This is a genomic window from uncultured Friedmanniella sp., assembly GCF_964244005.1.
GTDB lineage: Bacteria > Actinomycetota > Actinomycetes > Propionibacteriales > Propionibacteriaceae > Microlunatus.
Genome location: NZ_CAXTHG010000035.1, coordinates 19,863 through 44,618 on the forward strand (window position 1 = coordinate 19,863; position 24,756 = coordinate 44,618).

General features: G+C 70.7%; 28 protein-coding genes. 5 read left to right on the forward strand and 23 right to left on the reverse strand.

Annotated elements, in window-relative coordinates:
- Positions 1-3 precede the first annotated feature (3 nt).
- Positions 4-873: a phosphoribosylaminoimidazolesuccinocarboxamide synthase gene (locus ACFE76_RS17880; RefSeq protein ID WP_375433135.1), complete on the reverse strand. Its 870-nt coding sequence runs from the start codon at positions 871-873 to the stop codon at positions 4-6.
- Positions 874-1,012: 139 nt separating this feature from the next.
- Here ACFE76_RS17880 and ACFE76_RS17885 point away from each other — a divergent pair, with 139 nt between their 5' ends.
- The gene (locus tag ACFE76_RS17885; protein WP_375433136.1) at positions 1,013-1,198 is read left to right on the forward strand and encodes a PspC domain-containing protein; all 186 of its coding nucleotides are present in this window, start codon (positions 1,013-1,015) and stop codon (positions 1,196-1,198) included.
- Between the two features lie 103 nt (positions 1,199-1,301).
- Here ACFE76_RS17885 and purB read toward each other — a convergent pair whose 3' ends face one another.
- The 9 genes from purB to ACFE76_RS17930 form a co-directional block, all read right to left on the reverse strand.
- The gene (gene purB, locus ACFE76_RS17890; RefSeq protein WP_375433137.1) at positions 1,302-2,732 is read right to left on the reverse strand and encodes an adenylosuccinate lyase; all 1,431 of its coding nucleotides are present in this window, start codon (positions 2,730-2,732) and stop codon (positions 1,302-1,304) included.
- A gap of 2 nt (positions 2,733-2,734) precedes the next feature.
- A complete protein-coding gene (gene purD, locus ACFE76_RS17895) occupies positions 2,735-3,988 on the reverse strand; it encodes a phosphoribosylamine--glycine ligase (protein ID WP_375433163.1) in 1,254 nt (417 codons plus the stop codon).
- A gap of 20 nt (positions 3,989-4,008) precedes the next feature.
- Positions 4,009-5,049, reverse strand: a complete 1,041-nt coding sequence (locus ACFE76_RS17900) for a LacI family DNA-binding transcriptional regulator (protein WP_375433138.1) — start codon at positions 5,047-5,049, stop codon at positions 4,009-4,011.
- Positions 5,050-5,108: 59 nt separating this feature from the next.
- Positions 5,109-6,392 carry an adenylosuccinate synthase gene (locus tag ACFE76_RS17905; RefSeq protein WP_375433139.1) on the reverse strand — a complete coding sequence of 428 codons (1,284 nt, stop codon included), beginning with the start codon at positions 6,390-6,392 and terminating at the stop codon, positions 5,109-5,111.
- 108 nt (positions 6,393-6,500) lie between these two features.
- Complete coding sequence (locus ACFE76_RS17910) at positions 6,501-7,016, reverse strand: DUF3151 domain-containing protein (protein ID WP_375433140.1); 516 nt, start codon at positions 7,014-7,016, stop codon at positions 6,501-6,503.
- A 67-nt stretch (positions 7,017-7,083) separates the two neighbouring features.
- Positions 7,084-8,109, reverse strand: a complete 1,026-nt coding sequence (locus tag ACFE76_RS17915; RefSeq protein ID WP_375433141.1) for a magnesium transporter CorA family protein — start codon at positions 8,107-8,109, stop codon at positions 7,084-7,086.
- 10 nt (positions 8,110-8,119) lie between these two features.
- The gene (gene fbaA, locus ACFE76_RS17920) at positions 8,120-9,145 is read right to left on the reverse strand and encodes a class II fructose-bisphosphate aldolase (RefSeq protein WP_375433142.1); all 1,026 of its coding nucleotides are present in this window, start codon (positions 9,143-9,145) and stop codon (positions 8,120-8,122) included.
- Positions 9,146-9,250: 105 nt separating this feature from the next.
- Positions 9,251-9,778, reverse strand: a complete 528-nt coding sequence (locus tag ACFE76_RS17925; protein ID WP_375433143.1) for a hypothetical protein — start codon at positions 9,776-9,778, stop codon at positions 9,251-9,253.
- Positions 9,779-10,552 (reverse strand): GntR family transcriptional regulator, encoded by a 774-nt coding sequence (locus tag ACFE76_RS17930; RefSeq protein WP_375433144.1) that lies wholly within the window; start codon positions 10,550-10,552, stop codon positions 9,779-9,781.
- An 88-nt stretch (positions 10,553-10,640) separates the two neighbouring features.
- Here ACFE76_RS17930 and ACFE76_RS17935 point away from each other — a divergent pair, with 88 nt between their 5' ends.
- On the forward strand, positions 10,641-11,693 hold the full coding sequence (locus tag ACFE76_RS17935; protein ID WP_375433145.1) for an SIS domain-containing protein: 1,053 nt from the start codon (positions 10,641-10,643) through the stop codon (positions 11,691-11,693).
- 73 nt (positions 11,694-11,766) lie between these two features.
- Here the strand turns inward: ACFE76_RS17935 and ACFE76_RS17940 are convergent, their stop codons facing one another.
- The 5 genes from ACFE76_RS17940 to ACFE76_RS17960 all read right to left on the reverse strand — a co-directional run bounded on the left by ACFE76_RS17940 (position 11,767) and on the right by ACFE76_RS17960 (position 14,574).
- Positions 11,767-12,336 carry a Clp protease N-terminal domain-containing protein gene (locus ACFE76_RS17940; protein ID WP_375433146.1) on the reverse strand — a complete coding sequence of 190 codons (570 nt, stop codon included), beginning with the start codon at positions 12,334-12,336 and terminating at the stop codon, positions 11,767-11,769.
- 20 nt (positions 12,337-12,356) lie between these two features.
- Positions 12,357-12,569, reverse strand: a complete 213-nt coding sequence (locus ACFE76_RS17945; protein WP_375433147.1) for a helix-turn-helix domain-containing protein — start codon at positions 12,567-12,569, stop codon at positions 12,357-12,359.
- A gap of 31 nt (positions 12,570-12,600) precedes the next feature.
- On the reverse strand, positions 12,601-12,804 hold the full coding sequence (locus ACFE76_RS17950) for a hypothetical protein (protein ID WP_375433148.1): 204 nt from the start codon (positions 12,802-12,804) through the stop codon (positions 12,601-12,603).
- A gap of 718 nt (positions 12,805-13,522) precedes the next feature.
- Positions 13,523-13,903 carry a VOC family protein gene (locus ACFE76_RS17955; RefSeq protein ID WP_375433149.1) on the reverse strand — a complete coding sequence of 127 codons (381 nt, stop codon included), beginning with the start codon at positions 13,901-13,903 and terminating at the stop codon, positions 13,523-13,525.
- 35 nt (positions 13,904-13,938) lie between these two features.
- A complete protein-coding gene (locus ACFE76_RS17960) occupies positions 13,939-14,574 on the reverse strand; it encodes a TrmH family RNA methyltransferase (protein ID WP_375433150.1) in 636 nt (211 codons plus the stop codon).
- Positions 14,575-14,600: 26 nt separating this feature from the next.
- On the opposite strand from ACFE76_RS17960, the gene ACFE76_RS17965 reads away from it, so the two are divergent.
- On the forward strand, positions 14,601-15,260 hold the full coding sequence (locus ACFE76_RS17965) for a DedA family protein (protein WP_375433151.1): 660 nt from the start codon (positions 14,601-14,603) through the stop codon (positions 15,258-15,260).
- 37 nt (positions 15,261-15,297) lie between these two features.
- Here the strand turns inward: ACFE76_RS17965 and ACFE76_RS17970 are convergent, their stop codons facing one another.
- The 3 genes from ACFE76_RS17970 to pyrE all read right to left on the reverse strand — a co-directional run bounded on the left by ACFE76_RS17970 (position 15,298) and on the right by pyrE (position 17,752).
- Complete coding sequence (locus ACFE76_RS17970) at positions 15,298-16,251, reverse strand: aldo/keto reductase (RefSeq protein WP_375433152.1); 954 nt, start codon at positions 16,249-16,251, stop codon at positions 15,298-15,300.
- An 8-nt stretch (positions 16,252-16,259) separates the two neighbouring features.
- Positions 16,260-17,078 (reverse strand): LemA family protein, encoded by an 819-nt coding sequence (locus ACFE76_RS17975; RefSeq protein WP_375433153.1) that lies wholly within the window; start codon positions 17,076-17,078, stop codon positions 16,260-16,262.
- A gap of 98 nt (positions 17,079-17,176) precedes the next feature.
- Positions 17,177-17,752: an orotate phosphoribosyltransferase gene (gene pyrE / locus ACFE76_RS17980; protein ID WP_375433154.1), complete on the reverse strand. Its 576-nt coding sequence runs from the start codon at positions 17,750-17,752 to the stop codon at positions 17,177-17,179.
- 80 nt (positions 17,753-17,832) lie between these two features.
- Here pyrE and ACFE76_RS17985 point away from each other — a divergent pair, with 80 nt between their 5' ends.
- Positions 17,833-19,158 (forward strand): aspartate aminotransferase family protein, encoded by a 1,326-nt coding sequence (locus ACFE76_RS17985; RefSeq protein ID WP_375433155.1) that lies wholly within the window; start codon positions 17,833-17,835, stop codon positions 19,156-19,158.
- A gap of 72 nt (positions 19,159-19,230) precedes the next feature.
- Here ACFE76_RS17985 and ACFE76_RS17990 read toward each other — a convergent pair whose 3' ends face one another.
- Genes ACFE76_RS17990 through ACFE76_RS18000 form a run of 3 tightly spaced genes read right to left on the reverse strand, consistent with a single transcriptional unit; the run spans position 19,231 to position 21,917 of the window.
- Positions 19,231-19,953: a class E sortase gene (locus ACFE76_RS17990; protein ID WP_375433156.1), complete on the reverse strand. Its 723-nt coding sequence runs from the start codon at positions 19,951-19,953 to the stop codon at positions 19,231-19,233.
- A gap of 27 nt (positions 19,954-19,980) precedes the next feature.
- The gene (locus ACFE76_RS17995) at positions 19,981-20,394 is read right to left on the reverse strand and encodes a VOC family protein (protein ID WP_375433157.1); all 414 of its coding nucleotides are present in this window, start codon (positions 20,392-20,394) and stop codon (positions 19,981-19,983) included.
- A 50-nt stretch (positions 20,395-20,444) separates the two neighbouring features.
- The gene (locus tag ACFE76_RS18000; protein WP_375433158.1) at positions 20,445-21,917 is read right to left on the reverse strand and encodes an NAD-dependent succinate-semialdehyde dehydrogenase; all 1,473 of its coding nucleotides are present in this window, start codon (positions 21,915-21,917) and stop codon (positions 20,445-20,447) included.
- Positions 21,918-21,955: 38 nt separating this feature from the next.
- Between ACFE76_RS18000 and ACFE76_RS18005 the strand changes: the two genes are divergently transcribed.
- On the forward strand, positions 21,956-23,116 hold the full coding sequence (locus tag ACFE76_RS18005; RefSeq protein WP_375433159.1) for a pyridoxal phosphate-dependent aminotransferase: 1,161 nt from the start codon (positions 21,956-21,958) through the stop codon (positions 23,114-23,116).
- On the opposite strand, the gene ACFE76_RS18010 is transcribed toward ACFE76_RS18005, so the two are convergent.
- On the reverse strand, positions 23,108-23,533 hold the full coding sequence (locus ACFE76_RS18010) for a hypothetical protein (RefSeq protein ID WP_375433160.1): 426 nt from the start codon (positions 23,531-23,533) through the stop codon (positions 23,108-23,110). The genes ACFE76_RS18005 and ACFE76_RS18010 overlap by 9 nt on opposite strands.
- 261 nt (positions 23,534-23,794) lie before the next feature.
- A complete protein-coding gene (locus ACFE76_RS18015) occupies positions 23,795-24,631 on the reverse strand; it encodes a spermidine synthase (protein ID WP_375433161.1) in 837 nt (278 codons plus the stop codon).
- Between the last annotated feature and the right edge of the window lie 125 nt (positions 24,632-24,756).

Consider the following 24,756-nt stretch of genomic DNA (forward strand, 5'->3'; position numbering starts at 1 on the left):
ATCCTAACGGGCGGGCAGCGGGGAGCCGGTGAGCCGCTCGTACGCCTCCAGGTAGCGCTGCCGGGTGGCGGCGACCACCGAGTCGGGTAGCGCCGGCGGCGCCTGCCCGGAGTGCCGGTCCCAGCCCGACTCGTCCAGCAGCCAGTTGCGCACGTACTGCTTGTCGAAGGAGTCCAGCCGCTGGCCGGGCCGCCACGTCTCCGCGTCCCAGAAGCGGGACGAGTCGGGGGTGAGCACCTCGTCGGCGAGCACGATCGTCCCGTCGCGGCGGCGGCCGAACTCGACCTTGGTGTCGGCGAGGACCAGGCCGCGGTCGCGGGCGATGCCCTCGGCACGGGCGTAGACGGCCAGGGTGAGGTCGCGCAGCGCCGCGGCCGTCTCGGCGCCGACGGTCGCCGCCACGGTGGCGAAGTCGACGTTCTCGTCGTGCTCACCCAGCGCCGCCTTGGTGGCGGGGGTGAAGATCGGCTCGGGCAGCCGGGAGCCGTCCACCAGCCCGTCGGGCAGCGCGACACCGCAGACCGTCCGGGACGCCTGGTACTCCAGCCAGCCCGACCCGGTCAGGTAGCCGCGGGCCACGCACTCGACCGGCAGCATGTCCAGCCGCTCGCAGACCACGGCCCGACCGGCGACCGCCGCCGGGACGTCGGTGGACAGCACGTGGTGGGGCACCAGGTCGCCGAGCTGGGCGAACCACCACAGCGACAGCTGGGTGAGCACCCGGCCCTTGTCCGGCACCCCCGGCTCCAGCACGAAGTCGAACGCACTGATCCGGTCCGACGCCACCATCAGCAGCCGGTCCTCGCCGAGGGCGTACAGCTCACGGACCTTGCCCGCGTGCACAAGGGGCAGGTCCACCGACAACTCGTCCATGCCGCCGATCCTGCCAGCCGTCGCTCTCAGGGGAGCCTCGCGTCCATCCCTGACTCGCACCCGGACTGACCCAGCACTGCTCTGGTCGGTGGACCGGCGTTACGTCATCGTGGAGGGACCACGACGAGAGGACCGATCGATGTCGACCACCCTGGCCCGCCCCCGTTCCGACCGGATGATCGCGGGGGTGTGCTCCGCCATCGGACGCCGCTTCGGCATCCGCCCGAGCGTCGTCCGGGTAATCTTCCTCATCAGCATGCTGCTGCCCGGTCCGCAGATCCTGATCTACCTCGCCGGCTGGCTGTTGATCCCCCAGGAGTACTGAGGCACCCCCCTCAAAACTTGCCTCGACCGGAGCGCAGCCTGGCCCAGCCGCGCTCAGCGGCCGTCGACCCGCCTTCGGTCGACGTAGAAAATAGGGGGACTGCTCAGAGCACCTCGCCCGGCGCGTACGCCGCGGCTGCCGGGTGCGCCGCCGCGATCTCGGCGATCCGGGTCGCGAGCGCCGCCACCTGGAGCCCCGCGGTGCCGGTCAGCTCCATCGGGTCGGCCAGCGCGGCGTCGAGGTCGTTGCGGCTGATGCCCAGGCGTTCGTCGCCGGCCAGCCGGTCCAGCAGGTCGTTGGTCCCCCCCGACTCTCGCATCCCTAGCGCGACCGCGACCGCGTGCTCCTTGATCACCTCGTGCGCGGTCTCCCGGCCCACCCCGTGCCGCACCGCGGCCATCAGCACCTTGGTGGTGGCCAGGAACGGCAGGTATCGCTGCAGCTCGGCCTCGATCACCGCCGGGAAGGCGCCGAAGTCGTCCAGCACGCTGAGAAAGGTCTCGAAGAGCCCGTCGAGGGCGAAGAACGCGTCGGGCAGCGCCACCCGGCGGACCACCGAGTCGGAGACGTCGCCCTCGTTCCACTGGTCCCCGGCCAGCTCGCCGATCATGCTGACGTAGCCGCGCAGCACCACCGACAGACCGTTCACCCGCTCGCACGAGCGGGTGTTCATCTTGTGCGGCATCGCGCTGGACCCGACCTGGCCGGGCCGGAAACCCTCGGTGACCAGCTCGGCACCGGCCATCAGCCGGATCGAGGTCGCGACGTTCGACGGGGCGGCCGCGACCTGGGCGAGCGTGGTCACCACGTCGTAGTCGAGGGAGCGCGGATAGACCTGACCGGTGCTGACGAAGACCTGCGCGAAGCCCAGGTGGTCGGCCACCGTGCTCTCGAGCTGGGCGAGTCGGGCTTCGTGGCCACCCAGCAGGTCGAGCATGTCCTGCCCGGTGCCGACCGGCCCCTTGATGCCGCGCAGCGGATAGCGGGCGATCAGCTCCTCCAGCCGTGCGTACGCGATCAGCAGCTCGTTCGCGGCCGTCGCGAACCGCTTGCCCAGCGTCGTGACCTGGGCGGCGACGTTGTGCGACCGTCCCGCCATCGGGCGGTCGGCGTACTCGGTCGCCAGCGCGGCGAGCCGGACCAGCGCAGCGACGACCCGGTCGCGGACGATCCCCAGCGAGGTGAGGATCTGCAGCTGCTCCACGTTCTCGGTGAGGTCGCGGGAGGTCATTCCCTTGTGCACCTGCTCGTAGCCGGCGAGCGCGTTGAACTCCTCGATCCGCGCCTTCACGTCGTGCCGGGTGACCCGCTCCCGGTTGGCGATGCTGTCGAGATCGACGTGGTCCACCACCGACTCGTACGCCGACACGACGACATCAAGATCATCCGCACCAAGATCAACTCCGAGCTCACGCTGGGCCGCCAGCACGGCCAGCCAGAGCTGGCGCTCGGCGATGATCTTGTTCGTGGCCGACCAGACCAGGCGCATCTGGTCGGAGGCGTACCGGCTGGCCAGGACGTTGGGGACGACCATGATCAACTTCTCTCGGCTGCGGCCGCGCTGGCGGCGATGTCGGTGCGGTAGAAGGAACTGGCCAGGTGCAGGCCTCCGAGCCGCTCGTACGCGGCCTCGCGGGCGGCGGTCAGGTCGGCGCCGGTGCCGACCACGGCCAGCACCCGACCGCCCGCGCTGACCACCCGGCCCTCGGTGTCGGTGGCCGTGCCGGCCTGGATCACGGCTGTCCCGGCGACCTCGTCGTCGAGCCCGCTGATCACGTCTCCGCTACGCGGCGTACCGGGGTAGCCGCCGGCGGCCAGCACCACCGCGACGGCGGCGTCGGAGCTCCACGTCAGCTCGGGGTGGCCGGCGAGCGTCCCCGTGGCGGCGGCGTGCAGCAGCCCGGCGAGCGGGGTCTGGAGCCGGGCGAGCAGGGCCTGGGTCTCGGGGTCGCCGAACCGGGCGTTGAACTCGATCACCCGCACCCCGCGCCCGGTCAGGGCCAGCCCGGCGTAGAGCAGGCCGGCGAACGGGGTGCCGCGGCGAGCCAGCTCGTCGACGGTCGGCTGCAGCACGGTGGCGGTCACGTCGGCGACCAGGTCGAGCGGCGCCCACGGCAGCGGGGTGTAGGCGCCCATCCCGCCGGTGTTGGGGCCGGCGTCGGAGTCCCCGACGCGCTTGAAGTCCTGCGCCGGCTGCAGCGCCCGGACGCATCTCCCGTCGGTGACGGCGAACAGGCTCACCTCGGGCCCGTCCAGAAACTCCTCCACCACGACCTGGTCGCAGCCGGCGGCGTGCGCGACGGCCTCGTCCCGGTCGTGGGTCACCACCACGCCCTTGCCGGCGGCCAACCCGTCGTCCTTGACCACGTACGGCGGGCCGAAGTCCTCGAGCGCGGCGGCAACCTCCGCGGCAGTCGTGCACACGTGGGCGCGGGCGGTGGGAACACCTGCGGCGGCCATCACGTCCTTGGCGAAGGCCTTGCTGCCCTCGAGCTGCGCGGCGGCGGCGGACGGGCCGAAGCAGGCGACACCGGCCGCCCGGACGACGTCGGCCACGCCAGCGACCAGAGGCGCTTCGGGACCGATCACGACCAGGTCGACGGCGAGGCGGACGGCCAGCGCAGCCACGGCCGGTCCGTCCAGCAGGTCGACGGGGTGGTTGGTGGCCACGGCCGCGGTCCCCGGGTTGCCCGGGGCGACGTGCACCTCGCTGACGGCCGCGTCGCGGCTGAGCGCCAAGGCCAGGGCGTGCTCCCGGCCACCCGACCCAACCACCAGCACGCGCTGCACCTCGACCACGTGTCCAGACCCTACCGGGACGCCGGCCTCCCCCCGGCCTCGCCGGGGGGCGCGACCGACGACCGGTGATGCACCTGGCAGTGGAACAGCAGCTGGCGCACCTCGGCCGGCACGGGGTCGGCCAACCGCGCGACGAGCTGCGCGACCGCCTCCTGGGCCATGGCCGCGTACGGCCGGTGCACTGACGTCAGCGGGGGCACCAGGGTGGGGGCCAGGCCCTCGGCGTCCTCGAGGCTGACCAGGGAGAGCGCGTCCGGGACCGGGACACCGAGCTCCGCCGCCGCCAGCACCGCACCGACCGCCAACCGCTCCGCGGTGCAGATGAACGCGGTCGGCCGGTCGGGCTCCCCCAACACCTGGGACGCAGCCCGGTAGCCGTCGTCGATCTGCCTGCCGGCCACGACCGGGGTCGGCGGGCTCAGTCCCGCACCCACGAACGCCTGCCCGACACCGCGCACCCGGAGAGCGACGTGCAGGTCGCCCAGGCTGCCGGTGAGCAGACCGACCCGCCGGTGGCCCTGCTCGAGAAGTACCTCCGCACCGCACCGGCCGACCTCGACCTCGTCCGCGACGACGCTGGTGAGGCCGCCCTCGGGGTCCACGCAGTTGAGCAGCACGGTCGGCAGGCTCAGCAGCAGCTCGGACGGCTCGTAGTGGGTGATGTCGGGGGCGACCACCAGGAAGCCGTCGACCTGGCGGTCGCGCAGCGTCTCGAGCTGGCGCTGTCCGCGGTCGGCGTCGCCTCCGGTGTCCATCAGGAGCAACAGGTACTGGTCCTCGTGCGCCCGCAGCCGCGCGGCGCGCAGGATCGGATCAGGCAGCGCCGCGTGCGAGGACCAGGTGAGCACGCCGATGGTGCGGGTGCGCTGGCTGCGCAGACTGATCGCGACAGCGTTCGGGGTGTAGCTCAGCTGGGCCGCGGCAGCGAAGACGGCCTTCTGCTTTTCGAGGCTGATGTGGCCCGAGGCGCGCCCGTTGAGCACGAGCGAGACGGCACTGCGCGACACACCCGCGAGATCAGCGACGTCCTGCGCCGTGGCCTTGCGCGCCATCGTTCTCGCCTCCTGCGAGTGCCGCGATCACCGGCAGTTGTGGTCAGCGTCCCCCGACGCTAGAGAAGATCGTGGATGAGGATCGACTGCTCGCGCGACGGACCGACGCCGATGCCGGAGATCCGGGCGCCGCAGAGCTCTTCGAGCCGGTTGACGTAGGCCTGGGTGTTCTTGGGCAGGTCGTCGAAGGACCGGCAGTCGCTGATGTCCTCCTCCCACCCGTCCAGCTCCTCATAGATCGGCACCGCGCGGGCGAAGTCGGCCTGCGAGATGGGCATGGTGTCGTGCCGGACGCCCCCAACCTCGTAGCCGACGCAGACCGGGATCGACTCCCAGCCGGTGAGGATGTCCAGCTTGGTCAAGAAGATGTCGGTGAACGCGTTCGCCTTGGCTGCGGTCTCGACCACGAGCGCGTCGAACCAGCCACAGCGCCGCGGCCGGCCGGTCGTGGTGCCGAACTCGGCGCCGTCGGTACGCAACCGCTCGCCGTCCGCGTCGAGCAGCTCCGTCGGCATCGGCCCCTCGCCGACCCGCGTGGTGTACGCCTTGGCGATGCCCACCACCCGGTCGATCCGGGTGGGGCCGACGCCGGTCCCGACGCAGGCCCCGGCGGCGACCGGGTTGGAGGAGGTGACGTAGGGGTAAGTGCCGTGGTCCACGTCGAGGTGGTGGGCCTGGGCGCCTTCGAACAGCACCACCTCGCCGGCGTCCATCGCCTTGTTCAGCACCCGGCTGACGTCGACGATGTGTGGGGCGAGCCGTTCGACGTGGCTCAGCAGGTGGTCGGCCACCTGCTCCGGGTCCATCGCGCGCCGGTTGTAGACCTTGACCAGCAGGTAGTTCTTCTGTTCCAGGGCCGCGCCGACCTTGTCTCGCAGGATGCTCTCGTCGAGCAGGTCTTGGACGCGGATCCCGATCCGGTTGACCTTGTCGGAGTAGGCCGGGCCCACCCCCCGGCCGGTGGTGCCGATCCGGTTCTTGCCCAGGAACCGCTCGCTGACCTTGTCGATCACCTGGTGGTAGGACGTGATGACGTGAGCGTTGGCCGAGACCATCAGCCCGGAGGCGTCCACGCCACGGGCGGCCAGCCCGTCGATCTCCTCGAACAGCACGTCCAGGTCGACCACGACCCCGTTGCCGATCACCGGCACGCACCTGGGATTGAGGATCCCCGACGGCAACAGGTGCAGCGCGTAACGCTCGCCGTTCACCACGATCGTGTGCCCGGCGTTGTTTCCGCCGGAGTAACGCACGCAGTAGTCGACCCGGTCACCGAGCTGGTCGGTGGCCTTGCCTTTGCCTTCGTCGCCCCACTGTGCGCCTACCACCACAATGCCCGGCATGTGATCGCCGCCCTTCACGCGTCACCGCGCAGGAAAAGAGTGAAGCCCCTGCGCCGTTCACCGTGGCTGACGTGCAGCCGGGTCCGCAGGAACTCTTACCCCGGAACTCTAGCGAACTCGTCGGGAACTGTCGCCATCGAACGCGCCGGGGCCAGACCCTCGGGTGAGGCTAGTGGTCGTCGCTGCGTTCAGGAACGCATACCCCTCCTCGGAGGAGTCGCGGAGCAGCTGGGCACAACGCTCGTACTCCTCGGACTCCCCGATCCGCTCGGCAGCGAGCGCCAGCGCCCACAGCGCCCGGAGGAAGCCCTGGTTGGGCCCGTGCTCCCACGGGACCGGTCCCGTCCCGCGCCAGCCGGCGCGCCGCAGGGCGTCGAGGCCGCGGTGGTAGCCGGTCCGGGCGTACGCGTAGGCGGCCAGGTCGCCCTCGAGGCTGGTGACCGCGAGGGCCTCCTCGGCCAGCACCGCCCAGCACACGCTCGACGACGGATGCCGGCGGACGACGTCGAGGACGTGCGCGCGGTCCGCGCCGGCCAGCTCGGCAGCGGCCGGGTCTTCGGGCAGCAGGGTCGGCGCGGGGCCGCCGCCCGGGGTGGCGAGCAGGTTGCGGTGGGTCTCGGTCATCCCCCCAATGTAAGTGGGCCCTTTGACCGGCCGAGCAAGCGGCGGGCTAGATCTGGGCTAGATCGGGCTAGATCCAGTCCCGGCGGCGGAAGGCGACGTACAAGATCACCGAGGAGATGATCATGATCGCCAGGGTGAGCCAGAAGCCCGCAGACGTGCCGTCCAAGGGAAAGCTCACGTTCATCCCGACGAAACCGGTGACCAGGGTGGGTACGGCGATCACGGCGGCCCAGGCGGTCAGCTTTTTCATGATCGAGTTCAGGTGCAGGTCGGCCAGCGCGAGGCTGGTGTCGAACACCGAGCTGAGCACCTCGCGGAGCGCATCGGCGGAGCTGGCCACCCGGGTGTGCCGCTCCGAGATCACCCGCCACTGCCGGGCCGTCCGGGTGGGGTGCGACCGCTTGCCCTTGGGCGCCGGCGGCGGCTCGTCGACCAGGTCCGACAGCACCGCGCGCATCGGCTCGGTCGAGCGGCGCAGCTGGCTCAGGGCCGTCCGCAGCCGGAAGGCGTGCAACTGCTCGTTCTTGACCAGCGCGCGCTGCTCGTCGAAGAGCACGTCCGACAGCTCGTCCGCGGCGTCCTCCAGCCACTGGGCGGCGGCCTCGTAGGTGCCGATGACTTCCCCGACCAGCAGCTGCAGCCCGGCCTCGACCCCGCCCTCGGCGAGCTCGTCGGCGTGGTCGCGCAGCAGCCGGCCCGGTGCGAACCGGCCCTCCCCGACCAGGCAGATCAGCGCCCGGTCGGTGGCGATGATCGAGATCGGCTCCGACGTGACCTGCTGGCGGCCGACGTCGTGGCTGACGTAGTTGGTGATCACCAGCCTGGCGCCGCCGATGGCTTCGAACTTGGCCCGGCCGTCGTCGGCGAGCAGGTCCCGGATCGCCAGGTCGTCCAGGTCGAGGGCGTGGGCGACGTCGCGCAGCTCGGCCACGCCGTAGTCGTGGTCCCGCGGCAGCACCCACCAGGCCGACGCCTCCGAGTCGTGCTGCAGCACGTCACTGAGGTTGTCCCCGGTGAGGTCGTCAGCCACCACCTTGCCGCGCGACCACACCCGGTTGAGCGGGACGGGGCCCGAGGTGACGGCGATGGACACCCGATGAGCCTCAGGCGTTGAGCGAGGTGCCGGTGCTGCGCAGGTCCTCGCAGGCGTGGATGACCCGGGCGGCCATGCCGGCCTCGGCCGCCTTGCCCCAGGCGCGGGGGTCGTAGGCCTTCTTGTTGCCGACCTCGCCGTCGACCTTGAGCACCCCGTCGTAGTTGTTGAACATGTGCGCGGCGGCGGGGCGGGTGAACGCGTACTGGGTGTCGGTGTCGATGTTCATCTTGATCACGCCGTAGTCGACGGCTGCGCGGATCTCTTCGAGCGTGGAGCCCGAGCCGCCGTGGAAGACCAGGTCGAACGGACGCTCCTGGCCGATCTTGGCGCCGACCTGCTCCTGGATGTCCTTGAGCACCTCGGGGCGCAGCTTGACCGAGCCGGGCTTGTAGACCCCGTGCACGTTGCCGAAGGTGAGGGCGGTGATGTAGCGGCCGTGCTCGCCGGTGCCGAGCACCTCGATGGTGCGCAGGCCGTCCTCGACGGTGGTGTAGAGCTTGTCGTTGATCTCGTGGCTGACGCCGTCCTCCTCGCCACCGACGACGCCCACCTCGATCTCGAGGATGATCCGGGCCTTGGCGGCCAGGGCGAGCAGCTCGTGCGCGATCGAGAGGTTCTCCTCGACCGGCACGGCGGAACCGTCCCACATGTGGGACTGGAAGAGCGGGTTCTCGCCGCGGTCGACGCGCTCCTGCGAGATGGCGATCAGCGGCCGCACGTAGCCGTCCAGCTTGTCCTTGGGGCAGTGGTCGGTGTGCAGCGCGACGTTGACCGGGTAGTTCTTGGCCACCTCGTGGGCGTACGCGGCCAGGGCGACGGCGCCGGTGACCTGGTTCTTGATCGTCGGACCCGACGCGTACTCCGCACCACCGGTGGAGACCTGGATGATGCCGTCGGAGCCGGCTTCGGTGAAGCCCTGCAGACAGGCGTTGAGGGTCTGCGAGGAGCTGACGTTGATGGCCGGGTAGGCGAACGAGCCCTTCTTGGCCGCGTCGATCATCTGCGCGTAGACCTCGGGAGTGGCGATGGGCATGGGTGTTCTCCTACGGGTGGTCGGTGATGAGCTCAGTCTCTCAAAGCTGGCCGGGTCCGCAACCTCGGCCCTCAGCTCTCCAGGCCCCTGCGCTCTCCAGGCCCCTCAGCTCTCCAGGGCCGTCAGGTCGACGCCGTGCCGACCGGCGGAGTAGGCACGGGCCGTGCTGTCCAGCGTCGCGGGGTGCACGACGATCTGGTTGAGCGCTACTGACGCCGCCTCACCGGTCGTGCGCCGCAGCTCCAGCCGCGGGCTGCGCGCCAGTCCGCCGGACACGACCACGAGCGCCGCCACCTCCGACCACGGGGCGAAGACGCCCGCGACCTGGACGCCGGGCCGACCGATCCGGACGGCGGTGCCGGAGCCGAGCGTACCAAGCTCACTGCGGACGCGCAGGTAGATCAGCAGCGAGCCGACGAACCAGGCGAGCGAGACGACCAGGGCCAGCCCGTAGACAGCGAGGAAGCCGGCGCCCTGCAGCCGGGTGCCCCCGAACGCGTAGAGCAGCACCAGGATCACCACCGTGATGCCCAGGCTGATCAGCCGGGAGCGCACCGTGCGTCGTCGCCGGTCCACGGCCGCCACCAGCTCGGTCGGGTCGTACGGGACGACCAGCTCTTCGATCGCGTTCACTCAGTTCTCCCGGGCTCCGCGCGGGGTGATGGCCATGTGGATGCGGTAGCGGTCGGCGCGGTACCACGAGGTGGACAGCTCGATCACCCGGTCGCCGGCGTAGGTGACCCGCTCCTGGACCAGCAGCGGCGCGCGTTTGGCGATACCGAGCACTCGCGCCTGGGACGCATCCGCCGACTCCGCGCGAACCGTTTGCTCGCCGCTGGTCACGACCACGCCGTACTCGCTGGCGAAGACGTCGTAGAGCGCACCCAGCTCACGTTGCAGCAGGCCTGGGAACAAGGAGGACGGGTACTGCCCCACCTCGTACGCCATCGGTGTGCCGTCCGCGGTCCGCAGCCGCTCGACCCGGACGACCGGCCGGCCGGGCCGGATCCGCAGCGCGTACGCCACGTCGTCGTCGGCCGCCTCCTCGCTCGCCGCGAGCACGACCGTCGCCGGCACCAGGCCGCGGTCCCGCATCTCGCGGGAGAAGGAGGTGAGGTGCAGCCGCGAGTCGACCTGCGGGCCGGTGACGTAGGTGCCCTTGCCGTGCACCCGCTCGAGCGCCCCGGTCTCCACCAGGTCGGCGATCGCCTGCCGGACCGTCACCCGGCTGACCGCGAGCCGGACGACGAGCGCACGTTCGGACGGGATCGCGTCGCCTGGGTTGAGCTCGGTGTCGATGAGGGTCTCGAGGATGCCGCGGACCTGGGCGCGCTTGGTCGTGGCGGGCGCCAACGGTCGGTCGAGCCGGTACGTGCCGAAGTCGCCACGGCTGAGCTTCTGCTGCAATGCTCATCCTATTCTGGGCTGCTCCCCTACTGGTGTGCATAGTAGACCAGTGCAGACCACCGGAGTTCGGACGAGCGAGAGGCCACGGATGCCCGAGGGCGCAGCACTGACCCAGATGGCTCGCGAGATCGCCGAGCAGCCCGCGGCCATCGCGCAGACGCTGGACACCTTGCTGCCGCAGCGCAGCGAGATCACCGCGCTCGCCCGCGGCCGCCGCCGGCTGCTGCTGATCGCACGCGGCTCCAGCGACAACGCCGCGACCTACGGTCGCTATCTTGCCGAGGTGCATGCCGGGATGGCCGGGGCGCTGGCCGCGCCCTCGGTCGCCACCCTGTACGCCGCCAAGCTCGACCTCAGCGACACCGTCACGATCGCGGTCAGCCAGTCCGGGGCGACCGCGGAGATCGTGGAGACGCTCGCCTGGGCCAAGGAGTGCGGGGCGGCGACGGTTGCCGTCACCAACGTCGCCGGCTCACCGCTCGCGCTCGGTGCCGACGTGGCCCTGGTCACCCAGGCCGGGCCGGAGCTCGCCGTACCGGCGACCAAGACCTACACCACCCAGGTCGCGGCGCTGGCCGTCGCGGTGGACGCGCTCGCGCCGGTGCCCGGCAGGCTGGACGCCGAGTTTGCGGCCGTCGCGGCCGAGGCCGAACAGATGCTGCTCCCCGACGATGCGCTGGACGCGATGGTCGACCGGCTCGCCGGCACCGAGGAGGTGCTGGCCAGCGGCCGAGGGCTCGCCTTCGGGACGATGCTGGAGGTAGCGCTCAAGCTGGAGGAGACCTGCCTGCGGCCGGTCCGCGGACTCTCCTACGCCGACCTCAAGCACGGCCCGATCGCGATCGTCGACGCCTCACTGGTGACGCTGCTGGTCGCCGGCCCGAGCGGCCCGACGCTACCAGGGCTGGTGGACCTCGCCGCGACCGTACGCGCGGCCGGCAGTCCCGTGCTCGGGATCGGCGGCGACGCCTCGTTCCGGGCCGCCTGCGACCTGGCGATGCCGGGTCCGGCCCTGTCGGAGCTGCTCGCCCCACTAGCGCTGGTGATCCCCGGGCAGCTGCTGGTCGAACGCCTGGCCCGTCGTCTCGGCCTCGATCCGGACGCCCCCCGCGGCCTGAAAAAGGTCACCCAGACCGACTAAGCCCACCCCCCCCCGACCTGTCAGCGTGTGTGGCCGCCCCGGCGACCACCGCTGCTGACAAGTCGGCGTTGGGTCAGGCCGCGTGGCGGGCGATCTCGGCCAACACCAGTCGGCGCAAGGTCGCGCGGTCCGCCGTCACGCCGAGCCGAGCCAGCACCCGCAGCGCAGTCCCCTGCTCGGTGGCCAGCAGGCCGAGGAACAGGTGCTCGGGGCCGAGATAGCGGTGGTGCTCGCTCACGGCCTCGCGCAGGGCCAGCTCCAGCGACGACTTGGCCTCACGGCTGAAGGGCAGGTGTCCCGCTCCCGCTCGGCGACCGAAGAGTCCTGGCCGTTGCCGGCTGCGCCGGTCGAAGGCGCCGGGACCGAAGGTCTGCTCCGCCCGGCGCCGGACCGCGTCGAGGTCGACGCCGATGGCGCTGAGTGCCGCGGCGTCAGCGTCGTCGAAGACCTCTTCCGCGGTCGCGACCCCGGCCACGTCGGTCACCCCAAGGTTGGCTAGGACACGGGCGGGGACGCCGTCCGGCTCGACGAGCACGGCAGCGAGCAGGTCCGCGGCGCCGATCTCGGTGTGCCCGACGGCGCGAGCGTGCCCCTGGGCTCCGACGACCGCCCCACGGGCAGCCGTGGTGAAGCGTTCGAACATGGGTCCTCTTCTCTCGCAGATCAGGTGCGGGTGGCGTGCTTCTTGTGCGCGGCCTGCTTGGTGACGCCGAGCGCAGCCGCAATGTCGCTCCACGACCAGCCGAGCCGGCGGGCGTTCGCGACCTGGAGGTCCTCCAGCTGCTCGACGAGGCGGCGCAGAGCGGCGACGGCCCGCAGCCCAACCGCGGGATCGGAGCTGGTGCTGTCGTCGACGGTGTTGGAAGCGGGGGCCATATCGTCACCTTAGGTTGACGCAGGTAAGAAGTCAACCTTTGTTGACGGTCAGGTCGTCTCGGCTGATGAATTCGACATCGAGCGTGTCGGACGCGGACAGTCTGGTGCTGCTGGCGAGGATGTCCTGAATCGGGAGCTCGCCCCACGGTAGATCTGGTGTGCAGCAGTCTCCGCTGGCGTAGGGGGTCGTGAAGACGACCTTCGGCAGCAGGAAAGCCTCGCGGGTGCCGGGCAACGGCCCACCCTCATCGTCAGCAAGCTCGGCTGACGATGAGTCGTACCAGTAGGCAGCGCACGAGGTACCTCTGCTGGGTCGGATCGACGCATTCATGAGGATCTGTAGTCGCATGTAGTAGGACGACATGGGCCTCGTGAACCTCTTCGACGTCGACGCCCCCGACGACGGCTGGCCCTTCGAGATCCGACAAGCAGCTCACTTGTTCAAGCACCCCGAGCGAGGTGGCCGACGTCTGGGTCAGCGAACCGATCTTCTACCCCGCGAAGCCGCGGCTCACTGGCTGATGGTGGCTGCGACCGGCGGTCGAATACTGACCGTGCCGCTCGCGCCATCGCGGTCGGACGCCCCTCGCCGGTGCCGACCAATCGGCTGTCACATCGCCAGCGAGCAGCTTGCTCGCCGTTAATCGGGAGGACCGATGAAGAGAACGCACCGCACACGACACCCGAGCAGGAGCGCGACTTCTACGCCGACCCCGTCAACCAGCAGCCGCAGCTCCTGGCGTACGACGTCGAGCAAAGCTCAGCGCGCCCATCCTCGTGCGGTTCCCGGAGGACGTGTTGCAACAGCTGCGCGACCGCGCTGTTGCCGCTGACCGATCCGTCTCCCGATGGATCCGGAGAGCTGTCGAGCGAGAGCTCACCCGAGTCCCCGACTAACCCTGGGGAGCCTGCTGCGGACGCTTCACGAAGCTGGCGGCAAGGCCATGCGGGGCTCAGGATGCAGGGGTGGACCGCTCGGAGATGCAGAAGGGGTGGCCAGCGGGGTCGGTGAGGACGACGAGGTCCGGGTTCGCCGGGTCTTGCTCCGCTGGTCTGCCCGCCCCGAGCCCGACGAGTCGGGCCGCTGCTCGATGGAGGTCGTCGACGAAGATCTCAAGATGCATCTGGATGTGTGAGCCGGGCCAGGTAGGTCGTTCCCAGCCGTCAAGCTCGCGGAAGAGGACGAGCAGACCGTCAACGCGGACGCAGTCCAGACCGGGAAGGTCCGGATCGGCACTGCCGTCGAAAGCGTCCCGGTAAAACCGGACCATCGCCTTGGCGTCCGCACAGTCAACGGTGAGCGCGGCGAGGGTGGTGGCTGGCGTGGCAGGCATGACCGGAAGCGTCGCACAACCCGTGACGCAGCGGTCTAGTCTCCGGCCCAGCGCGTCGACCAGGCGTACATCGCGATGGCCGCCGCAGCGCCGGCGTTCAGCGAGCGGGTCGACCCGTACTGGGTGATCGCGACCAGCGAGCCGCAGAGCGCGAGCATCTCCTCGGTCAGGCCGGGGCCCTCGGAGCCGAAGACCAGGCACGCCCGTTCCGGCAGTGGCGTCTGTTCCAGCGGGGTCGAGCCGGGCAGGTTGTCCACGCCGACCGCGACGTAGCCGTGCTCACCGAGCCAGCGGCCGAAATCGTCCACGTCGGGGTGGTGCTCGACGTGCAGGTAGCGGTCAGTGACCATCGCGCCGCGGCGGTTCCAGCGGCGCCGGCCGACGATGTGCACCCCGGCGACGTTGAATGCGTTCGCCGTCCGGACCATCGAGCCGATGTTGAAGTCGTGCTCCCAGTTCTGGATCGCCACCCGCAACGGGAAGCGACGGGTGTCGAGGTCGGCGACGATCGCCTCCAGCCGCCAGTAGCGGTAGGCGTCCACGACGTTGCGGTGGTCGCCCGCCGCCAGCAGCTCCAGGTCGTAGCGAGGGTCGTCCGGCCAGGGTTTCGGATGGGGGCCAACGCCCGGTCCCGCGGCGGCCGTCACCTCGTCCTCGCTCAGGAAACCCACAGTGATCGACGGTACCGTTTTCCACCGTGACCCTGACGCCCCTGCTGCTGCCCTCGTGGTTCGACCCCGAGGTGATCATCAACTGGCTCGGCCCGTACGCGCTGTGGGGCGTCGCGTTCATCATCTTCGCCGAATGCGGACTGTTTGCGATCCTGCCCGGGGACTCGCTGCTGTTCACCATCGGGATCTTCGTGGCCCTGGGCACGATCGACCACTCGATGGTCTTCGTCTGCACGGTGCTCACCCTCGCGGCCGTGCTGGGCAACGTCAGTGGCTATCTGCTGGGCCGGCTGATCGGTCCACCCCTGTTCCGCGAACGCAGCGGGCTGCTGGGCCAGATCTTCAAGCCCTCGTACGTGGAGAAGACCCGCCTCTTCCTCGCCCGTTACGGCAGCCGCGCGCTGATCCTGGCCCGATTCGTTCCCATCGTGCGCACCTTCGTCACCCTCGTGGCCGGGGTGAGCCGGATGAGCTTCCGGCACTTCATCACCTACACCGCGATCGGCGGGGTGCTCTGGGCGGTCGGGGTGACCACGCTCGGCTACTACCTCGGCAACATCGGCTTCATCAAGAACAACATCGACGCCGTCCTGATCCTGATCGTGGCCGTGTCGCTGATCCCGATGGCCGTCGAGTTCCTGCTGCACCGCCGCCGCAACCGCCGCGCGGCGGTCACGGCTGCCTGAACCTCCCCGCGCTACCTCTTCGAGGCCTTCGACAGGCTCAGGGCGCGGGTCGGGTCAGCGTGCTGAGTTCCGTGAGGTCCTCAGCCGTCGGCTCCCAGAGTCCGGCGGTCACGTTCTGCTCGATCTGCTCGACCTTGGTGGCGCCGGCGATCACCGAGCCGACGGTCGGCATCGCGGCCAGGCCGCCCATCGCGAGGGCCAGCAGCGAGACACCCCGATCAGCAGCAAGCTTCTCCAGCGCCTCCACCGTGTCGAAGTCGGCGGACTCCAGCGTCTCCGCCCGGGCCGCGAGGCGGGTGCCCTCCGGCGCGGACTGGCCGCGCTTGTACTTGCCGGTCAGCAGCCCGCTGGCCAGCGGGAAGTAGGGCAGCAGGCTCTGCCCGGTGCGCTGCAGGGCGGGAACCAGCTCGGACTCGATCTCTCGCTTGAGCCAGGAGTACTCGTTCTGGGCCGAGACGAACCCGGCGAGGTGGCCGGTCCGAGCGATCCAGTCGGCGTCGACGACCTGCCAGCCGGCAAAGTTGGACGAACCGACGTATCGGACCTTGCCCTCAGCGACCAGCTCGGTCAGCGCGGTCAACGTCTCCTCGACCGGGGTTCGTGGGTCGGGGACGTGCATCTGGTAGAGGTCGATCCAGTCGGTGCCCAGCCGGCGCAGGCTGTTCTCGACCGCGAGCCGGATGTAACGCCGGGAACCGCGGACACCCCAGTCAGGACCGTTGCTGCCGCCCATGTCCGCACCGAACTTGGTCGCCACGACGACCTGGTCGCGGACGCCCTGCAGCGCCCTCCCGAGCAACGTCTCGGAACCGCCGCGGTTGCCGTAGACGTCAGCGGTGTCGAACAGGGTGATGCCGGCGTCGATCGCCGCGTGCACCACCCGTGGCACGTCCTCATCAGCCATCCGGGCGCCGAAGTTGTTGCAGCCGATACCGACCGTGGACACGGTCAACCCGGACCGGCCGAGCTGGCGATACGTCATGTCGGACATGGTGTTCCTCACTGTTGCGGGGGCTGGTAGCTCCCGGTCTGCGGCGGCTGGTAGCCGCCCTGGGCTGGCGGCTGCTGGTTCTGCGACGGCTGCTGGTACTGGGTCGGCTGCTGGTTCTGGGGCGGGGTCGCGTACTGCTGCTGCGGGTCGGGCAGACCGTTCCCGGTGCCGAACTGGACGGGCGGCGCGCTCTGCTGCGGCGGCAGCTGACCCTGCTGCGGGTCGCCGCGGTAGGCGATCTCGCCGAAGCTCACCCCAGGCGCCTGCCGGACCGACGGGTCGTTCACCTCGAAGTAGGTGGCCTTCTCGAAGTGAAACGTGTTCGCGATCAGGTTGGACGGGACCGACTCGACCTTGGTGTTGTAGACCCGCACGTTCGCGTTGTAGAAGCGGCGGCCGGCGGCGATCCGGTCCTCGGTCTCGGCGAGCTGACGCTGCAGCTCGAGGAAGTTCTGGTTGCTCTTCAGGTCGGGATAAGCCTCGACGCTGACGATCAGGTTGCGGACGGCACCGGAGAGCTGCTCCTCGACGTCGGCCCGCTGCTGGCTGGGCAGCGCCCCGTCGGTCTGGGCGACGGACTGGGCCTGGCTGCGCAGCCGGGTGATGTCCTCGAGGGTGTTGCGCTCGTGAGCCGCGTACGCCCGGACGGTCTCGACCAGGTTGGGGATCAGCTCGTAACGCCGGTTGAGCTCGACGTCGATCTGCCGCCAGGACTCCTGAATCATGTTCCGCGACTTCACGAAGCCGTTGTAGGAGCCTATCGCGACCAGGGCCAGAATGACGACGATCACCACGAGGATGACGATCAAGATGATGGCGGTGCCCATCAGATCTCCTTGCCGAGGCGGGGTACCGGCTCACAGGAGCCGTCGGGCGGTTCCACAGTAGTGCCTGGGCGGGTCACGCGTCCGGAGCCTCCGGGCGCTCAGCCGAGGCCGAGGTCGGCCGCCGACACCGCGTACCGGTAGGGCAGTCCCGCCGCCTCGACCCGCTCCCGGGCGCCGGTGTCCCGGTCGACGATGACCGCCACCCCGACCACGAGGGCGCCGGCTTCGCGGAGCGCCTCGACCGCGGTCAGCACCGAACCTCCGGTCGTGCTGGTGTCCTCGACGGCCAACACGCGGCGGCCCTCGACGGGCGAGCCCTCGATCCGCCGCTGCAGCCCGTGGTCCTTGCCCTCCTTGCGGACCACGAACGCGTCCAGCCGGCCGCCGACCGCCGCCGTGGCGTGCAGCATGGCCTCCGCCACCGGGTCGGCGCCCAGGGTGAGCCCCCCGACCGCGTCGAACTCCCAGTCCGCGACGAGGTCGAGCAGCACCCGACCGACCAGCGGGGCGGCCTCGCCGTCCAGGGTGATCCGGCGTAGGTCGACGTAGTAGTCGGCGGTCCGGCCTGAGGACAGCGTGACCTCGCCGTGCACCACGGCCAGGGCCCGGATGAGCGCGACGAGCCGGTCACGGTCTGACTGGTCCGGTTCGGGGGGTGGGGTGGTCTCGGCCATGCCGCGGACTCTAGTGCTTGGCGCCGACAGGATTCCCGCGCCTCTACGCTGCTCAGTACCGATCACACGAGGAGCTGATGGTGTCCCACGACGAGCGCGAGAAGTACCTGATCCGCTACGCCGGGGACTTCGCGCCCTTTGTGGTCGCCAGGGCACTCGGGGCCTGGGTCGAGACGACCGACGGTCGTCGCATCCTCGACTTCACCTCGGGGCAGATCAGCTCCACGCTCGGCCACAACCACCCCAGGATCGTCGCGGCGGTGCAGGAGTCGCTGAACAGCGTCATCCACCTCAACTCGTGGATGCTCAACGAGGACGTGCTCGAGCTCGCCCGCCGGCTGGCCGAGCTGCTGCCGCCGCCCCTGATGCGCTCGATCCTGCTGAACGTGGGCTCGGAGACCAACGAGCTGGCCTTCCGGCTGGCGAAGTCCTACACGGGCAAGTTCGAGATGGTGGGTCTGACGCGCGCGTTCCACGGCCTGCTCGCCGGTACGGGGTCGCTCACCTACACCGTCGGCCACCGGGGCTACGGGCCGATGATGCCCGGCAGCTTCGCGATTCCGGCGCCGTACGAGTACCGATGCCCCATCCGGCACTGCCTGAACCGCTGCGACACCTTGTGCCTGGACGTGGGCTTCGAGACCGTCGACCAGGCCTCGGTCGGCCAGCTCGCGGCGATGGTGGTCGAACCGGTCCTGTCCACCGGTGGGATCATCCCGCTGCCGGACGGCTACCTGACCCGCGCCAAGGAGAAGTGCGAGGAGCGGGGAATGCTGCTCATCGTCGACGAGGCCCAGACGGGCTTCGGCCGGACCGGGGACATGTTCGCGTTCGAGCACGAAGGCGTGGTCCCCGACATCCTCACCGTCTCCAAGACCCTCGGCGGCGGGATCCCGCTGGGCGCCACGATCACCAGTGCCGAGATCGAGGAGCAGGCGCACGAGAACGGCTTCTTCCACCTCACCACCCACGTCTCCGACCCGATGCCGGCCCGAGCCGGTCTCGCCGTGCTCGACGTGATCGCCGAGGAGGACCTCGTCGGGCGGGCGCGGCGGATGAGTGACTACCTGTTCGCTCAGCTGCACGGGCTGGCCGAGCGGCACGAGGAGATCGGCGACGTCCGCGGCCGCGGTCTGCTCGTCGGGGTGGAGCTGGTCACCGACCGCGACACCAAGGAGCCGGCCAGCGCCCTGGGAGCGGCGGTGACCGCGGAGTGCCTGCGGCTGGGGCTGTCGATGAACATCGTCAAGGGCGACGGGACGACCACCAACTGCCTGCGGATGGCCCCGCCGCTGTCGATCACCACCGACGAGATCGACATCGCGATCAGCATCCTCGACGAGGCCATCACGACCTGCAAGCAGGATCAGCAGCCGGGCTCGGCTGTTCCTGGCGCCGTCGTGTGACCTCCGCGCGGTCGGTCACGGTACGGCTCGACGCCGCCGCGTCCGGGCCGCTGTTCCGCTGACCCCCAGCGGCTACTTATTCTGCGTGCTGGCCAGGTGCCCGAACGCGACCGAGCGGTCCGGGGAGTGGAAGAGGTCCTGACAGGTCGTCAACGTGAGCAGGGAACGGCCCGGGGTGGCGTCCGGCTCGCCCGGCACCGGATCGAGCACCCAGCCGGCCGTGTCAGTCACGGTGAGGTCGCGCGGAGCGGTGTCGAGGACGTAGGTGTAGGTGGCCGCGGCGGTCTCCACGATCACCTGGTCACCCTGGTCCAGCTCCAGCAGGTGCGCGAACGGCTGGCCGTGCGTCACCCGGTGCCCCGCGAGCGCGAAGTTGCCCAGCCCGCCGGGTCCCGCGGTGCCGCTGTAGTGGCCGACTCCCTTGGCGAGGTCGTCGAGGGTGGTGCCCTCGATGATCGGCACCTCGTAGTCGGCGCCGAACCGCGGGATCCGCAGCAGTGCGGCCGCGTGGCCCGGATCGGCTGTCCGCGGTGCCGCCGACCGGGCCGAGGGCCTGGCACTCGGGCTGACGCTGGGTTCGGTCCACCGGCTCTTGAGGTCTTGGCGCTGGGTGTCGAACGACCGTTCGGCCACGACGTTGGTCCCGACGTACTGGTAGACCACCCAGCCGAGGCACCCCAACCCGGCGGTCAGGAGCACCAGTCCGACGACCAGGAGGGTCGAGGGGCGGCGTCGCGACCGCGGGCGGTCGGAGGCGTCCAGCCGGCGGCGGGCGCCCGTGGGGGAAGGGCTCACCCGGTCATCCTCCCACCGGCACGGGGGTCACTTGGGGGCGAAGAGCTCCAGGGCGATGTTGTCGGGGTCGCGGAACTCGAGGATGTAGCCGGCACCGATGTCCTTGATGCCCCCGTGCGGGACGCCGCGCCCATCCAGCGTGGTGACGGCGTCGACCAGGTCGGCGTGAGAGCCGACGGCGAAGCAGACGTGGTCCAGCCCGGTCCGGTTCTCGGAGAAGTCGTCGGTCGCGACCGGCCGCAGCCCGAGCAGGGAGTCACCCAGGTGGTAGATCACGCCGCCGAAGAGGAAGCCGAGCTGCTCGCGCGTCGCCTCGTCGGACTCGGGGGGCAGCTCGTAGGCCACCGGCAGGCCGAAGACGTCGTCGTAGAACGCCCGGGAGCGGTCGATGTCGGTGACGGTGAGACGAACGTGGGCGTAGGCGGTCGTGGGGATCGGCACGCTGTCAGTATGCGCTGGCTGATCCTCCTCCCCACCGCCAAGGACCGGGGTCAGCGGTAGGGGTCGGGGCTCAGCGTGTACTTCGTCGAGAGGTACTCGTGGATGCCTTCGAGGCCACCCTCCCGGCCGACCCCGGACTGCTTCACGCCGCCGAACGGCGCGCCGGCGTTGGAGATGACCCCGACGTTGAGGCCCATCATGCCGGTCTCGAGCCCGTCGATCAGCCGGTGCCCGCGGTCGGCGTCGCGGGTGAAGGCGTAGCCGACCAGGCCGTACTCGGTGTCGTTGGCCAGCCGGATCGCCTCGGCTTCGTCGGTGAAGGTCGAGACGCTGAGCACCGGTCCAAAGATCTCCTGGCGCATGATGTCGCTGCCCGGTCGGACGTCGGTGACCACGGTGGCGGCGTAGAAGGTGCCCGGCCGGTCGATCCGCTGGCCCCCCGTACGGACCTGAGCCCCGCGGTCGACGGCGTCGCGTACCAGGTCCTCGGCCTTCTCGACGGCGGCCGCGTTGATCAGCGGGCCGACCTGGACGCCGTCCTCGGTGCCGCGGCCGACGGCCATGGCGGCCACCCGGGCGGTGACCCGGTCGGCGAACTCTGCGGCGACCTGCTCGTGCACGAGGAAGCGGTTCGCGGCCGTGCACGCCTGGCCGACGTTGCGGAACTTGGCCAGCATCGCGCCGTCCACCGCCGCGTCGAGGTCGGCGTCCTCGAAGACCAGGAACGGCGCGTTCCCGCCCAGCTCCATCGAGGTCCGCAACACGTTCTCGCTGGCCTGGGTCAACAGCTTCTTCCCCACCGCGGTGGACCCGGTGAAGCTCACCTTGCGCAGCCGCGGATCGGCGATGATCGGGGCCGAGACCTCGGCGGCGGTCGAGGTGACCACGATGTTGAGGACGCCGGCGGGCACGCCGGCCTCGACCAGCAGCTGGGCGACGTAGAGCGTGGTCAGCGGGGTCAGCTCGGCCGGCTTGACCACCGCCGTGCAGCCGGCGGCCAGCGCGGGCGCGATCTTGCGGGTGGCCATGGCGAGCGGGAAGTTCCAGGGCGTGATCAGGTAGCACGGCCCGACCGGGTGCTGGCTGATGGTCATCCGACCGGTGCCCTCGGGGTTGACGCCGTAGCGACCGGCGATCCGGACCGCCTCCTCGGCGTACCAGCGCAGGAACTCACCGCCGTAGGCCACCTCGGCCCGAGACTCGGCCAGCGGCTTGCCCATCTCGAGGGTCATCAGCAGCGCGAGGTCGTCGCGGTGGACCTGCACCAGGTCGAAGGCCCGGCGGAGGATCTCCGACCGCACCCGGGGCGGGGTCCGGGCCCAGGCCGGACCGGCGGCCGCGGCGGCGTCCAGAGCGGCGGCACCGTCCGCGACCCCGCCGTCCGCGATCGTCTTGATCACCGCTCCGGTCGCCGGATCCTCGACGGCGAGCGTCCGGCCGGATGCGGCCGGTCGCCACTCGCCACCGATCAGCAGCCCGTCGGGGACTGACTCCAGCAGTGAGCGTTCCGAGGATTCCGACATGTCTGAAGACTGTAGCGAGGCTGGATAAGGTGCTTGCCATGGCCTCACGGTGGAAAGCCGACCGGGTTGCGTCGTCGACCACCACGATCTTCGCCGAGATGTCGGCGCTGGCGCTCGAGACCGGCTCGGTCAACCTCGGACAGGGCTTTCCCGACTCCGACGGACCGGCGTTCATGCTCGACGAGGCGCGGGCGGCGATCGCGGCGGGGGTCAACCAGTACCCACCGGCCCGCGGCATCGCCCCGCTGCGGCAGGCCATCGCCGACCACAGCCGGCGCCACTACGGACTCGAGTACGACCCGGCGACCGAGGTACTGGTGACCACCGGCGCCACCGAGGCGATCGCGGCGGCGATGCTGGCCTTCGTCGACCCGGGCGACGAGGTGGTGGCGCTCGAGCCCTTCTACGACTCTTACGCTGCCTCGGTCGCCCTGGCCGGCGGCCGCCTGGTCGGGGTCGGGCTCTTCGGACCGGACTTTCGGCTCGACCACGCCGAGCTGGCGGCCGCGCTCACCGACCGCACCAAGCTGGTGTTGATCAACTCTCCGCACAACCCGACCGGGACCGTCCTCGACCACGCCGACCTGGCCGAGGTGGCCCGGCTGGCCATCGCCCACGACGTCCTGGTGGTCTGCGACGAGGTCTACGAGCACCTCGTCTACGACGACGCCGAGCACGTGCCGCTGGCCACCCTGCCGGGGATGCGTGAGCGGACGGTCCGGATCTCGTCCTCGGGCAAGACCTTCTCGGCGACCGGCTGGAAGATCGGCTGGGCGCTCGGCCCGGCCGACCTGGTCACCGAGGTGACCGCGGTCAAGCAGTTCCTCACCTTCGTCTCCGGGGCGCCCTTCCAGCCGGCGGTAGCCCGGGCGCTGACCGAGGGCGAGGCCTGGGTGGAGGGCAACCGGCTGGCGCTGCAGGGCAAGCGCGACCGGCTCGCGGCCGGGCTGCGTTCGGTCGGGCTGACGCCCGCGATCTCCCAGGGCACGTACTTCCTGACCACCGACGTGCGACCGCTCGGCTACGACGACGGGGTCGCCTTCTGCCGCGAGCTGCCACACCGCTGCGGGGTGGTCGCGATCCCGCACGCCGTGTTCTACGACCGGGTGGAGGCCGGCCGGCCGTACGTGCGGTGGGCGTTCTGCAAGGCCGACGGCGTTCTGGACGAGGCGGTCGCTCGGTTGGCGCGCCTACGCTGACCGTGACTGTTCGCGCCAGCGGTACCAGGCCGTGGCGCCGGGCGTCCACAGCACCAGGCAGCCGACCACGACGTACCAGGCGGCGCTGAACCACCAGAGCAGGTTGTCCTGCAGCCACCACGCTGCCCAAGCCAGCGCGGCCAACCCGACGACGGTGTGCGCGAGCCTTGCCCAGGGGCGCCGGCTGAGGACCAGGAAGCCGGTGACGAGCGACGCCAGCGGGAAAAGGTAGAGCGGCACGGCGAGACCGTCGATCATCCGGTACTCGAAGCGGCTGAGGATGTGGAAGACGGCGCCGTTGTCGCCGGCGGCGTCGAAGGTGTTCGACCCGACGGCCGCGGCCACCCAGAGCAGGCTGAGGCCACAGATCCACTGCAGCGAGGCGACCACCGCGAGCGTGCAGGCGAGTGCGACCACCGCCGGCCGCTGCGGCGGGCCGTCAGCTGCGGAAACTCCTCGGTACGGAACCGGGGCCGGCACCCAGGGCACGGGGACCACGGGGTACGCGGGCGGTGGGCCGTAGGAGGCTGGCCTGTACGAGGCGGGCCCGTAGGAGGCGGGGCCGTACGGGGCGGGCGGGGGCTGGAACTGCGGGGGCCCGGACGGCGACGGCCCAGCAACCGGTGACGTTGGCCCCTGCGACATGCGCTCCAGCGTAGGCGCTGGGGGCTACCGGTATCAGCCGAACAGCAGGTCCGCCGGGGGCGCGGGCGACGGCTGGGCGTCGGCGGTCGTGAAGGGGGCCGCACCGGCCTGCAGCTGGTCGAGCCGCGGCCCGTGCAGCACGCGGTACGGGTACGGCGAGCTGCCGGCCCGGCGGGCGATCTCGATCAGCGGCAGGGGCTGGCCCGAACCGACGATGATCACGTTCCCGAACCGTCGGCCCTTGATCGTCGACGGCTCGGTGCACCAGACCACGTCGGGGAACACCGACCGGACACCCGCCAGGACCCGCCGCCCGTAGGCAAAAGGGCCGCGGTCGGTGATGTTGATCATGAAGATCCCGCGCTCGGTGACGACCCGGCGGACGTCGGCGAAGAAGGCGTCGGTGGTCAGCTCGGCGGGCACCTGCGCCCCGGCGAAGGCGTCGACCAGCACGACGTCGGCGTACGCGTTACGTAGGGCCGCGATCCCCGCGAGACCGTCGGTGTCGCGCACCTTGATGCCGCTCTGCTTGGGCAGCGGCAGGTGCTGGCGGACGAAAGCGGTCAGCTCGCCGTCGGGCTCGAGCACGACCTGCGCCGACCGGGGCCGGGTGACGGCGACGTAGCGGGGCAGCGTGAGAGCCGCCCCGCCGACGTGCACGACGCCCAACCGCTCACCGGCCGGCGCGATGCTCTCGAGCACGTCGGCCATCCGTTGGACGTAGTCGAACTCCAGCCGGAGCGGGTCGTCGAGGTCGACGTAGGACTGGTCGGTCCGGCCGACCTGCAGGGTGTAGGCCTGCGGGTACAGCCGGTCGCGGACCAGCACCGCCTCGTTCTCGCCGGTTCGCAGCACGAGGTCGCCGCTCACGCTGCCGCCCCTCTTCCGGCAGTCGCCCTGAGAATCGACCCCGAGAAGCCCATTTCGGGCCGGGATGAGCCCTCAGATTCAAGGAATTGGTGCAACACCTGACTGAGAGGTGTTGATCATGAGTG

What these genes read in the sequence shown, in the direction of transcription:
- ACFE76_RS17880 (WP_375433135.1), bottom strand. Translation starts at nt 873, where the DNA reads ATGGACGAGTTGTCGGTGGACCTGCCCCTTGTGCACGCGGGCAAGGTC.
- ACFE76_RS17885 (WP_375433136.1), top strand. Translation starts at nt 1,013, where the DNA reads ATGTCGACCACCCTGGCCCGCCCCCGTTCCGACCGGATGATCGCGGGG.
- purB (WP_375433137.1), bottom strand. Translation starts at nt 2,732, where the DNA reads ATGGTCGTCCCCAACGTCCTGGCCAGCCGGTACGCCTCCGACCAGATG.
- ACFE76_RS17900 (WP_375433138.1), bottom strand. Translation starts at nt 5,049, where the DNA reads ATGGCGCGCAAGGCCACGGCGCAGGACGTCGCTGATCTCGCGGGTGTG.
- ACFE76_RS17905 (WP_375433139.1), bottom strand. Translation starts at nt 6,392, where the DNA reads ATGCCGGGCATTGTGGTGGTAGGCGCACAGTGGGGCGACGAAGGCAAA.
- ACFE76_RS17910 (WP_375433140.1), bottom strand. Translation starts at nt 7,016, where the DNA reads ATGACCGAGACCCACCGCAACCTGCTCGCCACCCCGGGCGGCGGCCCC.
- fbaA (WP_375433142.1), bottom strand. Translation starts at nt 9,145, where the DNA reads ATGCCCATCGCCACTCCCGAGGTCTACGCGCAGATGATCGACGCGGCC.
- ACFE76_RS17935 (WP_375433145.1), top strand. Translation starts at nt 10,641, where the DNA reads ATGCCCGAGGGCGCAGCACTGACCCAGATGGCTCGCGAGATCGCCGAG.
- ACFE76_RS17940 (WP_375433146.1), bottom strand. Translation starts at nt 12,336, where the DNA reads ATGTTCGAACGCTTCACCACGGCTGCCCGTGGGGCGGTCGTCGGAGCC.
- ACFE76_RS17945 (WP_375433147.1), bottom strand. Translation starts at nt 12,569, where the DNA reads ATGGCCCCCGCTTCCAACACCGTCGACGACAGCACCAGCTCCGATCCC.
- ACFE76_RS17955 (WP_375433149.1), bottom strand. Translation starts at nt 13,903, where the DNA reads ATGCCTGCCACGCCAGCCACCACCCTCGCCGCGCTCACCGTTGACTGT.
- ACFE76_RS17970 (WP_375433152.1), bottom strand. Translation starts at nt 16,251, where the DNA reads ATGTCCGACATGACGTATCGCCAGCTCGGCCGGTCCGGGTTGACCGTG.
- ACFE76_RS17975 (WP_375433153.1), bottom strand. Translation starts at nt 17,078, where the DNA reads ATGGGCACCGCCATCATCTTGATCGTCATCCTCGTGGTGATCGTCGTC.
- pyrE (WP_375433154.1), bottom strand. Translation starts at nt 17,752, where the DNA reads ATGGCCGAGACCACCCCACCCCCCGAACCGGACCAGTCAGACCGTGAC.
- ACFE76_RS18000 (WP_375433158.1), bottom strand. Translation starts at nt 21,917, where the DNA reads ATGTCGGAATCCTCGGAACGCTCACTGCTGGAGTCAGTCCCCGACGGG.
- ACFE76_RS18005 (WP_375433159.1), top strand. Translation starts at nt 21,956, where the DNA reads ATGGCCTCACGGTGGAAAGCCGACCGGGTTGCGTCGTCGACCACCACG.